Raw genomic sequence first — 13,778 nt, 5'->3', positions numbered from 1 at the left:
GCCGACCCCGTCTTTCGGCGGGATCGGCCATTTGCATTGACTAGAAGTGATAATTGAGGCCGCCGCGGATCGTCGACGTGTCGATATTCGTCTGCAGCGCGTTGGCCGAGAAATCGAAATAGCGATCTCCGCCGACGGAGGTGAAGAGATATTCGGCCTTGGCGGAGAGATTGGGCGCGACGCCGAATTCGATGCCGGCGCCGAGCGCCCAGCCGGCGAGGAACTTCGACTGCTGGCCGTAGAAGCCCTGGAAGGCGTTGTTCACGCTCGCCGTCGTGTTGCTGCCGGCGAAGCCGCCGGTGACGAACAGCAGAGCGCGATCGACAGTGACGCCGGCGCGCGCGCGAATGGTGAGCGTGTTGTCGACGGAGCCATTGCCGGAGACGCCGGCGAAAGGCGAGCGTCCGTCCTTCGAGCTGTTGAAATCGAAGTCGCCTTCGACGCCGACGAGGAAGTTGGGCGCGAAGGTGAGATTATAGCCGGCCGTGCCGCCCACGACCCACCCGTTGGGCTGGCCGAGCAGATTGCTGCTGCCGTTCTGGAACGCGCCCAGCGCATAGCCGCCGTTGATGCCGATATAAAAGCCCTGCCAGGTGAATGCCGGCGGCGGGCTGTAATAATCGGCGGCGGGAGCCGAGCGCCGCGGCAGATCGGCGGCGAGGGGGAGGCGCCGCGCAGAGCAGGGCGGGCGCCAGCAGCGCGGGAAGCAGCATAGGTCTCATCGAACTCGACTCCACATTCGCGCGCCTTCAAGGGCCTTCGGCTCGCGGTCACAAAACTCGGCGCAGGCGAGGGCAAGGCCCAGCCAGAGCTCAGTCGAATTAAAATCGTTCACGTTAACGGAACCTTTCCGCGCCCGAGCCCGCGCTCACGGCGAAGCAAAACCACGGCGCGCTGGAATGTATTGATTGTGTCGAAACCATGTTATATTTAGAATTAACCGAGCCGTTCTGGCCATTATCCATTTTATTTTGATCATCACATCGCATAGTGGCGTTGAGATTGCCTAATAATTCGTAAAAATCGTCCGTGGTTACGTCTCGGCGGCGCATTGACCGCGTCGGCGCGGCGTGAGAATTGCCTTGTACGGCGGCAAGATGGGGATTCGGGCGATGAGCGCTGGCGGCGCAGGCGGTTCGGGGCCGGTTCTGGTGACGGGCGCGGCGCGGCGCATCGGCTTGGCGATCGCCGGACGGCTGGCGCATGGCGGCCGTCCGGTGGTGCTGCACGCCTCGCATCGCTCCATAGAGGAGGCGGAGCTCGCCGCGGAGGCGATCCGCGCAAAGGGCGGCCGCGCGGCCGTGGTCGGCGCCGATCTCTCCGACGCGCGCGAGACAGAGGCGCTGATGGGGCTCGCCGCGCGCGCTTTCGGGCCGGTGACGCTGCTCGTCAACAACGCCTCGGTGTTCGAGCTCGACGCCGCGCAGGATTTCTCGGTCGAGGTCTTCGATCGGCAATTCGCGGTCGATCTGCGCGCGCCGCTGCTGCTGGCGCGCGACATGGCCGCGCAATTGCCGGAGGAGGCGGAAGGGGCGATCGTCAATATCGTCGATCAGCGCGTGTTTCGGCTGACGCCGCGCTACTTCACCTATACGCTGGCGAAGTCCGCTCTGTGGACGGCGACACGCACCATGGCGCAGGCTTTCGCGCCGCGCATTCGCGTCAACGCCGTGGGGCCGGGGCCGGTGTTTCCCAACGCCGTGCATGGTCAGAAGGGCTTCGAGACGGAAGCGCGTGGCGTGCCGCTGCGCCGTCCGGCGGATGTGTCCGGCGTTGTCGACGCCGTGGTGTTTCTCGCCGAGGCGCGCAGCGTCACCGGGCAGATGATCGCCGTGGACGGCGGCCAGCATCTCGCCTGGGAAACGCCCGACGTGCTGCCGATTAGCGCATCGACGGGCATGACAAAGCGTCCGCGATAGGGGAAAAGGCGCGAATGCGTCCCTCGATCCTCGATCCGCTGTTCGGCCGCGCCGCCGCCCTTCCGGGCATAGGCCCCAAGACGGCCAAGCATTTCGACCGGCTGCTCGCTCGGCCGGGCAAGGAGACGCGTCTCGTCGACGTGCTGTTTCATTTGCCGATCAATCTCGTCGACCGCAGCCTGCGCCCCGCCATCGCCGAAGCGCCGACGGATCGCGTGGTCGTGCTGAAGGTGCGCGTCACCGAGCATCGCAAGCCGCAGGGGCGCTACGCCAAGGCGCCGTTCAAAGTCCATGTCGAGGACGACACCGGCGACGCCGAGCTGGTCTTCTTCCTCTCCAACGCCGATTGGATCGAGCGCAGCCTGCCATAGGCGCGACGCGCTGGGTCTCCGGCAAGATCGAGCTCTATGACGGGCGCCGGCAGATCGTGCATCCCGATCGCGTGCTGGACGAGGCGGGCCTCGCCAAGCTGCCGCCGGCGGAGGCCGTGCACGGCCTCACGGAGGGGGCTGCAAGAGCGCTTCGTGCAGCGCGCCGTCGCCGGAGCGCTGGAGCGCCTGCCAAAGCTGCCGGAGTGGCAGGACGCCTCGGTGCTCGAGGCCAACGGCCTTCCCGATTTCGCGACGGCGCTCGCTGCCGCGCAAAACCCCAAATCGCCGGCCGACATAGAGCCGGCCAGCAAGGCGCGCCAGCGCCTCGCGCTGGACGAGCTGCTGTCGCAGCAATTGGCGCTTCGGCTCATCCGCTCGAAGATGCGGCGCGAGCCGGGCCGCGAGAACGCCGGCGACGGACGCATCACGCGCCTCATAGAAGGCGCGCTACCCTATGCGCTCACCGGCGCGCAGCAGCGTGCGCTCGTCGAGATACGCGAGGATTTGGCGTCCTCGCGGCGCATGTTGCGGCTGCTGCAGGGCGATGTCGGCGCCGGCAAGACCATTGTCGCGCTGCTGGCGATGGCGAGCGTCGTCGAATGCGGCCGGCAGGCGGCATTGATGGCGCCGACGGAAATTCTCGCGCGCCAGCATTATGAGCGCCTGCTGCCGCTCGCCGAAGCGGCGGGCCTGCGCCTCTGCCTGCTCACGGGAAGAGCCAAGCCCTCCGAGCGCGCGCGTCTCTACGAGACCATTGCGACCGGAAGCGTCGATATCGTCATCGGCACGCACGCTCTGGTGCAGAGCGAGCTCGCCTTCGCCGATCTCGGCCTCGCCGTCGTCGATGAGCAGCATCGCTTCGGCGTGCAGCAGCGTCTGGCGCTCGGCGCCAAGGGCGAGAGCGTCGATGTTCTGGTGATGACGGCGACGCCGATTCCGCGCTCGCTGGCGCTCACCTATTTCGGCGATATGGACAGCTCCATTCTCGACGAGAAGCCGCCCGGCCGCTCGCCCATCGACACGCGCGCGCTGCCGGTGTCGCGCATCGGCGATGTGGTGGAGGGCGTGCGCCGCGCTCTCGCTTCCGGCGCGCGCGTCTATTGGGTGTGCCCGCTGGTGGAGGAGAACGAAGACCTCGATCTCGCCGCCGCGCAGGATCGTCACGAGGATCTGACGCGTATTTTCGGCGAGATCGTCGGCCTCGTTCACGGCCGCATGAAAGCGCCCGAGCGCGACGCCGCAATGGAGGCGTTCAAGCAGGGCGAAACGCGCATACTCGTCGCCACCACTGTCATAGAGGTCGGCGTCGACGTGCCGGAGGCGACGGTCATGGTGATCGAGCACGCCGAACGCTTCGGCCTCGCGCAATTGCATCAGCTGCGCGGGCGCGTCGGGCGCGGCTCCGGCAAATCCTCCTGCTTGCTGCTCTACAAAGGCCCGCTCGGCGAGACGGCCAAGGCGCGGCTCGTCATGCTGCGCCAGACCGAGGACGGCTTCCGCATAGCGGAGGAGGATTTGCGCCTGCGCGGGGAAGGAGAAATTCTCGGCGCGCGGCAATCCGGTCTGCCGGGCTTCCGCCTGGCCGATCTCTCGGCCCATGCGCGGCTGCTGGCCATAGCGCGCGACGACGCCGAGCTGACCCTGCGCCGCGACCCGGACCTCTCCGGCCCGCGGGGCGAGGCGCTGAGGGTTCTGCTCTATCTCTTTGAGCGCGACGAGGCGGTGAAGCTGCTGCGGGCGGGATGATCGCCGGGGCCTTTATCGGGCGCGCCATTGCGCGTAAATTCCAGACCCGAGCCGCGGCGCGGCGAAAATGAAAATAAGCGGGCGGCGAGCGCCCGCAAAGGGAGAGCGAGTTGTCCTATCTGCACACGATCTGGAGCCAATTGTCGTGGAGCGACAAATGGGTCCTCGGCATAAACGTCTTTCTCGCCGTCGTTTTCTTCGCCTCCTGGCGGAACAAGAAGCGCCGCCAGAAGCAGGGGGAGTGAGCGCGCTCAGCCGGCGCCGCGCAGGCTCGCGGCCGTCTGGCCGAAGAGAATCTTGCGCTCCTCTTCCGTGAAGCCGTCGCGCGGGCGGGAGAGGATCTCGCCTTTCGCATAGGCGCGCTCGACCGCCGGCCGCGCGCGCATCGTCTCGAGCCAGCGCCGCACATTGGGAAAATCGTCGAGATTTTGTCCCTGCCGCTCATATGGGACGATCCAGGGATAGGCGGCCATATCGGCGATGGAATAGTCATCGGCGATGTAGTCTCGTCCCGCGAGGCGCTTGTCCAGCACGCCGTAGAGACGATTGGTCTCGTTCACATAGCGATCGATCGCGTAAGGAATCTTCTCCGGCGCGTAATTGCGGAAATGATGGTTCTGGCCGGCCATGGGGCCGAGCCCGCCGACCTGCCAGAACAGCCATTCGAGCACGCGCGCGCGGCCGCGCAGATCGCTCGGCAGAAAGCGCCCCGTCTTCTCGGCGAGATAGACGAGGATCGCGCCAGATTCGAACAGCGAGACCGCGGCGCCGCCGTCGGCCGGCGCATGGTCGACGATGGCCGGCATGCGGTTGTTCGGCGCGATGGCGAGAAAGGCGGGGAAAAATTGCTCGCCCTTCGAAATGTCGACGGGGACGATTTTATAGGCGAGCCCCGCCTCCTCGAGAAAGATCGTGATCTTGTGGCCATTGGGCGTGGGCCAAAAATGGAGGTCGATCATATGAGGTCTCCGTGTCATGCGAGGACTTGCTACTCGCTATTCGCACGTCCCAAAGGAATCGTGACATAGAAAGTCGATCCTTGTCCCGGCTGCGATGTCACCGACAGCCGCCAGCCATGACGATCGGCGATGGATTTGCAGATCGCGAGGCCTATGCCGGTGCCGGGATATTTGCCTTTCGGATGCAGCCGCTTGAACTCGAAGACGAGCTGCGCATATTTGCTCTCGAAGCCGATGCCATTGTCGGCGAAGGCGACGACGATCTCGCGCTCGTTCTGCGTCGCCCGGATGACGATCTCCGGCGCGCAATCCGGCTTGCGATATTTGAGCGCGTTGGAGACGATATTATGCGTCAGCCGCGCGAATTGCGAGCGGTCGGCGCGAAAGGCGACATGCGGCGCGTCTATGCGCAGGCGCGCGCCGCTCTCCGCGATCGCCTCGGAGAGGTCATCGACGTGAAGCGCGGCACGCTGGTCGACGCCACTATCATCGCGGCCGCCGTGAAGCCGCCGCCCCACGACGAGGGGCAGGTCAATCCGCGCGACCCGGACGCGAGCTTCACCAAGAAGAACGGCGAGACCTACTTCGGCTACAAGGCGCATCTGGCGGTCGACGAAGAAAGCGGCATCGTGCGCCAAGCGGAGATGACGAGCGCCGATCTGCACGACAGCCAGCGCGGCGAGGCGATGATCCAGGGCGATGAAGAGGCCTATTACGGCGACAAGGCATATGATAGCGCAGCGCTACGCAAGGCGTTGAACGACAAGAAGATCGACGACAAGATCGCCTATAAGGCGAAGCGCGGAGCGCGACAGCCGGACTGGCAGAGATGGTTCAACAAGACGGCGTCGAGCGTTCGCGTCGGCGTCGAGCGCGCCAACGCGACGATGAAGAACTGGTATGGGATGGCGCGAGTACGCTACCGCAGCCTCGCGCGCAACAATTGTCATCTTCAGTTCGTCGTCATGGCGATGAACATGAAGCGGGCGCGGGTTCTCGAAGCGGCGGCATGACGCCGCGAGGGGAGAGGTGTGTCTCGAACCGGATAGGGATGCGAAAAATGACCGGCTGACGGCGCAGAGCATTGCGCCAGATGGCGCGCGGGCGCATCAAAGCCCGTCGATTGCGGCCGAAAAACCGTAAACGCCGAGACCTCGGCTATTCTGCGAAGCGCTCAAATAGATTTCGAATCTAAATTATTGCAGCAGCAATGAGCTGCAGAACTAAAAATCCAAGCTGGAGGCCAGTATGATTATAAATATAAGTGGAAATATATCCGAGATATGTGAGGAGCTAGACGCTGTCATGTTCCGTGATATCAAGGACTTTATTGAAGTCGAGCGGGAAAGGCAGACGGTGGACGACATTCTTCTCGCAATGTCGGTCAATATATCGTCGGTTATCATCGTAGCCGCCAAGGCGTGTCACGGCAATCCGCAACATGCGGCGCTTTATATGCTCTCGGCCATTATGGGCCAAGTTCACGCGGTGCTCTCGGACATAGACGATTTCTGAAGACCGAGGCGCCGAGCTCTCGTCGTGGAGAGCTGGCGGCGGAAGAAGGCATGTCCGAGTAGGGCATCCGCCGACGGATGTTTCGGCAGAATCAAAGTCGGCATCGAGAGGAAAGATACGGCTGGCTCCCCGAGCAGGACTCGAACCTGCGACCCAGCGATTAACAGTCGCTTGCTCTACCGGCTGAGCTATCGGGGAACGGTGCCGGGCATATAGCAAGCTCTAAGCACTCTTGCCAAGCCCTGTTCTCCGCCTTTCTCGATTTCTTTCGCGCTTCCCACAAGCCATTCAATCGGCAGGGGGAAAAAGCGCGAGTGTCGCTACTATGTCATTCTGCGACGGCAGGCCCGCCTCATTGCCGAGGTGCTGAATCTTGTAGCCGGAGGCCGCGCGCGCGAAGCGGAAGTGCTCGCGCCAGGGCGCTTCCGGCCGCTGGAGATAGGACGCCATATAGGCGCCGTGGAACACATCGCCTGCGCCGGACGTATCGACGATGCGCTCCGCCGGCACGGGGAGAGAGGGCAGGCGTTGCACCTCGCCATTCTCGTCGTACCAGAGCATTCCGCGCTCGCCATTGGTGACGCCGCCGATGCGGCAGCCCTTGCTCTTCAAAAAGGCCAGCATGTCGGCCTCCGAGAGCGTCATCTGCTCGCAGAGCCGCTCGGCGACGATGGCGACGTCGATGAATTCGAGCAGATCGGTGATTCCCGGCCGCAGCGCGCCGCCGTCCAGCGAGGTCAGCGCGCCCGATTCGCGGCAGGCGCGCGCGTAATGGAGAGCGGCGTCGGCGATATGTCCGTCGCTGTGCAGGGCGCGCACCCCGGTCAGATCGAGACGCGGGAAGTCCTCGAGGAAATTATTGTCGCGGGCGCGCAGAATCGCGCGCTTGCCGTCCTTGGGCAGCACGAAGGAGAGCGAGGAGCGGCGCACCCGGCGCGGATGCACGCGCACCCCATAGGTCGCGGCCATGTCCATGAACATATGGCCGAGCCAGTCGGGCGCGAGCTGCGTCAGCAGATCGACGCCGTCGCCGATCAGCTTGGAGCAGGCGAAGGCGGCGGTCACGGCGTTGCCGCCGAAGGAGACGGCGTAATCCTCCGCCACATCCTTCTCGTCGCCCTTGGGCATGACCTGCGTGCGCATGGTCACGTCGATATAGGAATGGCCGATAAATAGAGACTGCAAGCGAGGACTCCGACAGGAGGAGGCGGAGGAGGGGCGGCGTCAGACCGAGAAGCTGGAGCCGCAGCCGCAGGAAGCGGTTGCGTTGGGATTCTCGACGCGGAACGACTGGCCCATCAGATCCTCGACATAATCGACGCGCGCGCCGGCGATATAGGCGGCGGAGATCGAATCGACGACGAGCCGCGCCCCGTCGCGCTCGACGACGATATCGTCGGCCTTGGGCTCGGTCTCGACCGTATAGGCGTATTGCAGGCCAGAGCAGCCGCCGCCGTCGACCGAAAGCCGCAGCGCCTTGGCTTCGGCCTCGCCGGCGAGAATGGCGTGAATGCGCTCGGCCGCGCGCTCGCTCATCTCGATCTTCGCAATCGTCGCCGTATCGGTCATTTGGGCGCGCCTTCCTCTTTTTTGGCTTTTGTCTCGCCGGCCTCGTCGCTTGCGCTCCCCGGGGCGGGCGGGATATGCGAAGCGAAAATATGGCCGCCCGCGTGACCTTGCAATGACAGGAGAGACGATTGGCGATCGAAGATCCCGGCGTCCGTGGCCGCGCCCCTCACGCCAGCGACCCTTCGGCGTCGCGCGGGCGCCTCTTTCCCGAATCGGCCTCGCCGACGCGCAGCGAGTTCCAGCGCGACCGCGACCGTATCATCCATTCGACGGCCTTTCGCCGCCTCGCGCATAAGACGCAGGTCTTCGTGCCGCTGGACGGCGACCATTTCCGCACGCGGCTGACCCATACGATAGAGGTGGGGCAGATCGCCCGCGCGCTCGCCCGCGCTCTGGCGCTGGACGAGGACCTCGCCGAGGCGGTGGCGCTCGCCCATGACCTCGGCCATACGCCCTTCGGCCATGCCGGGGAGCATGCGCTGCAGCGATGCATGGAGGCCTATGGCGGCTTCGACCATAACGCCCAGGCTCTGCGCGTCGTCACTTTGCTCGAGCGCCGCTACGCCCGCTATGACGGGCTGGACCTCACCTTCGAGACGCTGGAAGGCCTCGTCAAGCACAATGGACCTTTGCGCGGCCCGCGCTCGCATCGCGCGCTCGCTCCTTATGTGGCGGAGTTCGACGCGCTGTTTCCGCTCGAGCTGGACACATTCGCCGGGCCGGAGGCGCAGGCGGCCGCGCTCGCCGACGATATCGCCTATGACGCCCATGACATAGACGATGGGTTGCGCGCCGGCCTGTTCTCGCTCGAGGATATCGAGGCCGTCCCCTTCATCGGCGTGATGCTGGACGAGATTCGCGCCGTCTATGGCGCGCTGGAGCGTTCGCGCGTCATTCACGAGCTCGGCCGGCGGGTCATCACCCGCTTCGTCGAGGACGCCATCATCCAATCGGAGAAGCGCCTGCGCCTCGTCGGAGCGAAAAGCGTGGAGGATGTCCGTCGCGCCGGCGTGGCGACGATCGCCTTCTCGCCGCCCATGGCCGAGGCGGACCGCTCGATCAAGGCCTTTCTCTTCCCCAAAATGTATCGGCACGAGAAAGTCGTGGGCGTCTGGGATCGCGCCGAGCAGGTGATCTCGCGGCTTTTCCCGGTCTATTTCGACGATCCGGCGCAAATGCCGCCGGAATGGGCCGAGCTCGCCCGCGCCGAGGAGGGCGCCTCCCGCGCCCGCCATGTGGCCGATTACATCGCCGGAATGACCGACCGCTATGCGCTCGGCGAATATCGCAAGCTGTTCGGGGAAAAGATGTCGCTGGGCTGAGGGCGGACCACAGCGCGCCTTGACGGAGCCCCTTGCGCGCCCGACCTGCTGGTTCTGACCCGGGAGGCTCCCATGCTCGTCATCGAATTCGTCGGCGTCGCTCCAGAGGGAATGACCGCGCAGGTCATCGATCGGATGAACACCGACATCAGCGACGTGCGCAAGGCCGTCACTCACGCCAAATCACTGTTCTCGAATGTGATCGTCCAGCGCAAGCATAAGCCGCTACCGCATGGCTTCCGCATATTGGACGGCGACGGGCGGGAGGTCGCGAGCTGGAGCATAGACGAGTGAAAGGGCGAGCCTGAAGGCTCGCGGTCCAAGGGCAGCGGTCGGACCGCGAGCCTTCAGGCTTGCAACCCGATCGGCCGCGGCTGTCGGGAAGGATGCGTTCCGCTCCCCATTCTGCTAAACCCCCGGCCGCAATCGCCCCCGGCCCGGACATTCGATGAACATCTTCTCCGACTTCCACGTCGCCATCGCCGCCATTCTCGATTCGATCAAGGCCTCCGGCCGCCTGCCGGAGACGCTGGATTATTCGCGTTTCGTCGTGGAGCCGCCCAAGGACGCCGCCCATGGCGATCTCGCCACCAACGCCGCCATGGTCTTCGCCAAGGAGGCCAGGGCCAATTTCGCCAATCCGCGCCAGCTCGCGGTGGAGATCGCCGCTGCGCTCGCCGATCTGCCCAATGTGGCCGAGGCCGAGGTCGCCGGACCGGGCTTCATCAACATCCGCCTGAAGCCGAGCCTCTACGCCGATGTTCTGCGCGCCGTGCTGACCGATTGCGAAGCCTACGGAAGGCCGCAGGGCAGGGGAGCGCTCGCGGGCAAGATCAATGTCGAATATGTCTCGGCCAATCCGACCGGGCCGATGCATGTCGGCCATGGCCGCGGCGCCGTGTTCGGCGATGCGCTGGCCAATCTTCTGGCCTTCGCCGGCGCGGAGGTCACGCGCGAATATTACATCAATGACGCCGGCGCTCAGGTCGACGTTCTCGCCCGCTCGGCCTTTCTGCGCTATCGCGAGGCGCTCGGCGAGACGATCGCCATTCCAGAGGGGCTCTATCCGGGCGACTATCTCAAAAGCGCCGGCGAAGCGCTGGCGAAGCAATATGGCCGCGCGCTTTTGGACAAGAGCGAGAGCGAATGGCTGGAGCCGGTCAAGGGCGCGGCCATCGACGCCATGATGGCGATGATCCGCGACGATCTCGCCGCGCTCGACATTCGCCATGAGGTCTTCTTCTCCGAGCGCTCGCTGCATGAGAAGATCAATGGTCTGTCGGAGATCGACAAGGAGATAAACGAGCTGCGCGCGCGCGGCCTCGTCTATGACGGCCGCCTGCCGCCGCCCAAGGGCCAATTGCCGGATGATTGGGAGGATCGCGAGCAGACCTTGTTCCGCTCCACCGATTTCGGCGACGACGTCGATCGTCCGCTGAAGAAATCCGACGGCTCCAACACCTATTTCGCGGCCGATATCGCCTATCACAAATCCAAGATCGACCGCGGTTTCACCACGCTCGTCGATGTGTGGGGCGCGGATCATGGCGGCTATGTGAAGCGCATGACCGCGGCGGTCGCCGCGCTTTCGGACAATAAGGTCACGCTCGATGTGAAGCTCTGCCAGCTCGTCAAGCTGATGCGCAATGGCGAGCCGGTAAAAATGTCGAAGCGCTCCGGCGATTTCGTCACTCTGCGCGAGGTGGTGGACGAAGTGGGCGTCGACGCTGTGCGTTTCATGATGCTCTATCGCAAGAATGATGCGCCGCTCGAATTCGATCTCGCCAAGGTCATAGAGCAGTCGAAAGACAATGCGGTCTTCTATGTGCAATACGCCCATGCGCGCGCCAAATCCGCCGTGCGTCAGGCGCTCGGCGCTTTTCCCGATCTCGATCTGACGCCCAACGCGCTCGCCGCCGCGCCGCTCGATCTGCTGCAGGACGAAGGCGAGATCGCGCTCGCCAAAGCCATTGCGCAATATCCGAGGTTGATCGAATCGGCCGCCGCGGCGCATGAGCCGCACAGAATCGCCTTCTATCTCTACGATCTCGCCAGCGTCTTTCATTCGCATTGGAACAAAGGCAAAGATCGGCCACAATTACGCTTTGTTAATGCAGATGATAGAAATTCGACCTATGCGCGGATGGCGTTGGTCGTTTCTTTGACTTGCGTCCTGGCGTCGGGTTCGAGACTCCTAGGCGTGAGCGCCCCCGACGAGATGCGGTGATCGCGGCCGGCGCTTTGCAAGAGCGCGGCGCGCGCTCGCATCCGGGAATGGCGACGTCGCGTCCGTCGGGTAGTGAGCAGGAAGGTGCATCATGCGCGAGGCGACGGCCCGAGGGCCTTCCATCGACATCAGCGAGTTCGAGCGGCGCCTGCGTGGCGGCGAGCCGCAGGAGAATCAGCCGGGCAGGGGCGAGGCGAAGACCGATCCGCTCGCCGAGCTGGCGCGTCTGCTGCATGGCGATGAAGCGGCCGCCGCGGCCGACCCTTACGGGCGAGTCTTCGCCGACCAGCAGCGCCGGGAGCCGTCCGTGAGCCAGAGAGACAGAGACGTTTTCGATACGGCCGAGCTGCGCGGCGCCTTGCCGCCGGTTTCGCCGTCGCAGAGGTCGCCTTCGCCCATGTCGCCGCCGCCGCTTTCTCCGGCGGCGCAGCAGCAGTCGCAGTCCGACGACTATTACGCCGTGCGCTCGCCCGACGAGGGTCAGTGGGCGCATCAGGATCAGCAGGATTATCTCGATTATGGCGTCGAGGACGAGCCCTATGACGAGCCGCGCGAGCGCAGGGGCTTTTTCGGCGCTTTGCGCGATCGGCTGCGTCCCTGGCATGCGGTGGTCGCGCTCGCCGGCGTCGGCGCGGTGAGCATCGGCCTGGCCTTGGGCCATCGCGGCGGCGTCGTGGCCCCGCAGGAGCTGGCCACCATCAAGGCGCCGGAAGGACCGGCCAAGGTGCAGCCCTCCACCGTGGCCGAAGCCGCTGCGCCCCAACGCGGCGCGGCCGTGCTCGACCGCAATCAGACCGCTCCGGTCAAGAAGGTCGTCTCCAGGCAGGAGCAGCCGGTCGATCCGGCGGCGGCAATGCGCGTCGTCAAGCTCGGCGACGGACCGGTCGATGCGCCGCACGAGGCCGCCCCGGCCGGCGGCCCAATAATCCCTATGGCGCGGAGCCGCGGCGGGTGAAGACCGTCTCGGTCCGGCCCGACGGCACCGTCATCGATCATGACGCGCCGACGCCGGCGATCGCTCGTCCCGTCAATGTCGCGCCCCCGGCGCGGCCGCCGTCCCTCGCCGCCCGGCCGAGCGCCGTCGACGCCGCGGCCGAGCCGCCGACCGCGACGCCCAAGGGTCCGGCCAAGCCCGCCACGACCCCCAAGGTCGCGCAGCCGCCGCGTCCCAAGCCCGCCGCCCCGGCGGCCGCCGCTCCCGAGCAGACCGCCGCCCTCGAATCGGCGCAGCCGGAGGCCGCGACCGGCGGCGATGGCGGCTTTGCCGTGCAATTCGGCGCCGCCGGCTCCGAGGACGAGGCGCGCCGGCTGATGCAGACGGTGAACTCCAAATACAGCGCCCAGCTCGGCGGCAAGCGGCTCGGCTTCCGCCTCGCCAAGGTCGGCGAGAAGAGTGTCTATCGCGTCCGCGCCGCCGGCATGAGCCGCGAGGCCGCGGTCGGCGTCTGCGAGAAGGTCAAGGCCTCCGGCGGCTCCTGCTTCGTCGCCGCCAATTGATGGAGACAGCGGCTCCGTGACGCGCGCTTTCATCTGCGGCTGCGCCGGCCTCGCGCTCTCGCCGGAGGAGAAATCCTTCCTGCGCGAGGCGCGGCCCTGGGCGCGATCCTGTTCAAGCGCAATGTCGCCTCGCGCGAGCAGCTTTCCGCTCTCACGGCGGAAATTCGCGATGCGCTGGGGACGGACGCCCCCATTCTCGTCGATCAGGAGGGCGGGCGCGTCCAGCGTCTCGGTCCGCCGGTCTGGCGCGCCTATCCCTCCGCCGCCGCCTTCGAGCGGCTGGGGCTTCCGGCCGAAGAGACCGCCGCTCTCGTCCGGCTCGGCGCGCGGCTGATCGCCCATGATCTGCGCGAGGTCGGCATCGACGTCGATTGCCTGCCGGTGCTCGACACGCCGGTGGACGGCTCGCACAATATTATCGGCGACCGCGCCTATAGCCGCGTTCCCACGGAGATCGCGCGGCTCGGCCGGGCGGCGGCGGAGGGGCTGCTCGACGGCGGCGTTCTGCCGGTCATCAAGCATATCCCCGGCCATGGGCCGCGCGCGGGCGGACAGCCATCTCGAGCTGCCCGTCGTCGAGGCCTCCCGCGCCGAGCTGGAGGCGCAGGATTTCATTCCCTTCCGCGCCGACGCCGATCTGCCGCTGGGCATGA

The 13,778-nt window shown here is 65.7% G+C and carries 16 protein-coding genes, 1 tRNA gene and 1 pseudogene; 12 read left to right on the top strand and 6 right to left on the bottom strand.

Annotation, left to right across the window (positions count from 1 at the left end):
- Positions 1-40 precede the first annotated feature (40 nt).
- Positions 41-553 (bottom strand): outer membrane protein, encoded by a 513-nt coding sequence (locus K369_RS24290; protein ID WP_245278316.1) that lies wholly within the window; start codon positions 551-553, stop codon positions 41-43.
- 559 nt (positions 554-1,112) lie between these two features.
- On the opposite strand from K369_RS24290, the gene K369_RS24285 reads away from it, so the two are divergent.
- The 4 genes from K369_RS24285 to K369_RS28030 all read left to right on the top strand — a co-directional run bounded on the left by K369_RS24285 (position 1,113) and on the right by K369_RS28030 (position 4,281).
- Positions 1,113-1,919: an SDR family oxidoreductase gene (locus K369_RS24285; protein ID WP_051949605.1), complete on the top strand. Its 807-nt coding sequence runs from the start codon at positions 1,113-1,115 to the stop codon at positions 1,917-1,919.
- Positions 1,920-1,933: 14 nt separating this feature from the next.
- On the top strand, positions 1,934-2,290 hold the full coding sequence (locus K369_RS28035) for a hypothetical protein (RefSeq protein ID WP_256381012.1): 357 nt from the start codon (positions 1,934-1,936) through the stop codon (positions 2,288-2,290).
- Between the two features lie 36 nt (positions 2,291-2,326).
- Positions 2,327-4,036, top strand: a complete 1,710-nt coding sequence (gene recG, locus K369_RS24280; RefSeq protein WP_256381011.1) for an ATP-dependent DNA helicase RecG — start codon at positions 2,327-2,329, stop codon at positions 4,034-4,036.
- Positions 4,037-4,146: 110 nt separating this feature from the next.
- On the top strand, positions 4,147-4,281 hold the full coding sequence (locus K369_RS28030) for a hypothetical protein (RefSeq protein WP_256377840.1): 135 nt from the start codon (positions 4,147-4,149) through the stop codon (positions 4,279-4,281).
- 6 nt (positions 4,282-4,287) lie between these two features.
- Here the strand turns inward: K369_RS28030 and K369_RS24275 are convergent, their stop codons facing one another.
- Together K369_RS24275 and K369_RS27365 are read right to left on the bottom strand one after the other, a co-directional pair.
- A complete protein-coding gene (locus K369_RS24275; RefSeq protein ID WP_036290554.1) occupies positions 4,288-4,995 on the bottom strand; it encodes a glutathione binding-like protein in 708 nt (235 codons plus the stop codon).
- A 29-nt stretch (positions 4,996-5,024) separates the two neighbouring features.
- Positions 5,025-5,513 carry an ATP-binding protein gene (locus K369_RS27365; protein WP_198033218.1) on the bottom strand — a complete coding sequence of 163 codons (489 nt, stop codon included), beginning with the start codon at positions 5,511-5,513 and terminating at the stop codon, positions 5,025-5,027.
- On the opposite strand from K369_RS27365, the gene K369_RS27360 reads away from it, so the two are divergent.
- On the top strand, positions 5,496-6,008 hold the full coding sequence (locus K369_RS27360) for an IS5/IS1182 family transposase (protein ID WP_051949604.1): 513 nt from the start codon (positions 5,496-5,498) through the stop codon (positions 6,006-6,008). The two genes, K369_RS27365 and K369_RS27360, sit on opposite strands and share 18 nt — an antisense overlap.
- Before the next feature lie 292 nt (positions 6,009-6,300).
- Positions 6,301-6,510 (top strand): hypothetical protein, encoded by a 210-nt coding sequence (locus tag K369_RS24260; protein ID WP_036297023.1) that lies wholly within the window; start codon positions 6,301-6,303, stop codon positions 6,508-6,510.
- 122 nt (positions 6,511-6,632) lie between these two features.
- Here K369_RS24260 and K369_RS24255 read toward each other — a convergent pair.
- From K369_RS24255 to erpA, 3 genes are all read right to left on the bottom strand, one after another.
- Positions 6,633-6,708, bottom strand: a tRNA-Asn gene (locus K369_RS24255).
- A 90-nt stretch (positions 6,709-6,798) separates the two neighbouring features.
- Complete coding sequence (locus K369_RS24250) at positions 6,799-7,695, bottom strand: PfkB family carbohydrate kinase (protein WP_036297020.1); 897 nt, start codon at positions 7,693-7,695, stop codon at positions 6,799-6,801.
- Positions 7,696-7,734: 39 nt separating this feature from the next.
- Entirely contained in the window at positions 7,735-8,079 is a 345-nt protein-coding gene (gene erpA / locus K369_RS24245; protein WP_036287358.1) for an iron-sulfur cluster insertion protein ErpA, read from the bottom strand.
- Positions 8,080-8,207: 128 nt separating this feature from the next.
- Here erpA and K369_RS24240 point away from each other — a divergent pair, with 128 nt between their 5' ends.
- From K369_RS24240 to K369_RS24215, 6 genes and pseudogenes are all read left to right on the top strand, one after another.
- Positions 8,208-9,401, top strand: coding sequence for a deoxyguanosinetriphosphate triphosphohydrolase (locus tag K369_RS24240; RefSeq protein ID WP_036297016.1), 1,194 nt, complete (start codon positions 8,208-8,210; stop codon positions 9,399-9,401).
- A gap of 72 nt (positions 9,402-9,473) precedes the next feature.
- The gene (locus tag K369_RS24235) at positions 9,474-9,695 is read left to right on the top strand and encodes a hypothetical protein (RefSeq protein WP_018265144.1); all 222 of its coding nucleotides are present in this window, start codon (positions 9,474-9,476) and stop codon (positions 9,693-9,695) included.
- A gap of 154 nt (positions 9,696-9,849) precedes the next feature.
- A complete protein-coding gene (gene argS / locus K369_RS24230; protein WP_036297013.1) occupies positions 9,850-11,628 on the top strand; it encodes an arginine--tRNA ligase in 1,779 nt (592 codons plus the stop codon).
- Between the two features lie 91 nt (positions 11,629-11,719).
- Entirely contained in the window at positions 11,720-12,583 is an 864-nt protein-coding gene (locus K369_RS27890) for a hypothetical protein (RefSeq protein ID WP_036297009.1), read from the top strand.
- A complete protein-coding gene (locus K369_RS27885) occupies positions 12,580-13,125 on the top strand; it encodes an SPOR domain-containing protein (protein WP_036297006.1) in 546 nt (181 codons plus the stop codon). The genes K369_RS27890 and K369_RS27885 overlap by 4 nt, the downstream gene beginning before the upstream one ends.
- A 16-nt stretch (positions 13,126-13,141) precedes the next feature.
- Positions 13,142-13,778: pseudogene (locus tag K369_RS24215) on the top strand (glycoside hydrolase family 3 N-terminal domain-containing protein); the annotation flags it as partial.

Origin of the sequence: Methylosinus sp. PW1, assembly GCF_000745215.1 — a bacterium.
Lineage (GTDB): Bacteria > Pseudomonadota > Alphaproteobacteria > Rhizobiales > Beijerinckiaceae > Methylosinus.
The sequence above is the reverse complement of the archived record's forward strand: the minus strand, read 5'-3'. Positions and strand labels throughout refer to the sequence as shown.

Excerpts from the sequence above, each read along its gene's own strand:
- K369_RS27890 (WP_036297009.1), top strand. The coding sequence starts at position 11,720 with ATGCGCGAGGCGACGGCCCGAGGGCCTTCCATCGACATCAGCGAGTTC.
- K369_RS24235 (WP_018265144.1), top strand. The coding sequence starts at position 9,474 with ATGCTCGTCATCGAATTCGTCGGCGTCGCTCCAGAGGGAATGACCGCG.
- K369_RS24275 (WP_036290554.1), bottom strand. The coding sequence starts at position 4,995 with ATGATCGACCTCCATTTTTGGCCCACGCCCAATGGCCACAAGATCACG.
- K369_RS24260 (WP_036297023.1), top strand. The coding sequence starts at position 6,301 with ATGTTCCGTGATATCAAGGACTTTATTGAAGTCGAGCGGGAAAGGCAG.
- recG (WP_256381011.1), top strand. The coding sequence starts at position 2,327 with ATGACGGGCGCCGGCAGATCGTGCATCCCGATCGCGTGCTGGACGAGG.
- argS (WP_036297013.1), top strand. The coding sequence starts at position 9,850 with ATGAACATCTTCTCCGACTTCCACGTCGCCATCGCCGCCATTCTCGAT.
- K369_RS28035 (WP_256381012.1), top strand. The coding sequence starts at position 1,934 with ATGCGTCCCTCGATCCTCGATCCGCTGTTCGGCCGCGCCGCCGCCCTT.
- erpA (WP_036287358.1), bottom strand. The coding sequence starts at position 8,079 with ATGACCGATACGGCGACGATTGCGAAGATCGAGATGAGCGAGCGCGCG.
- K369_RS24285 (WP_051949605.1), top strand. The coding sequence starts at position 1,113 with ATGAGCGCTGGCGGCGCAGGCGGTTCGGGGCCGGTTCTGGTGACGGGC.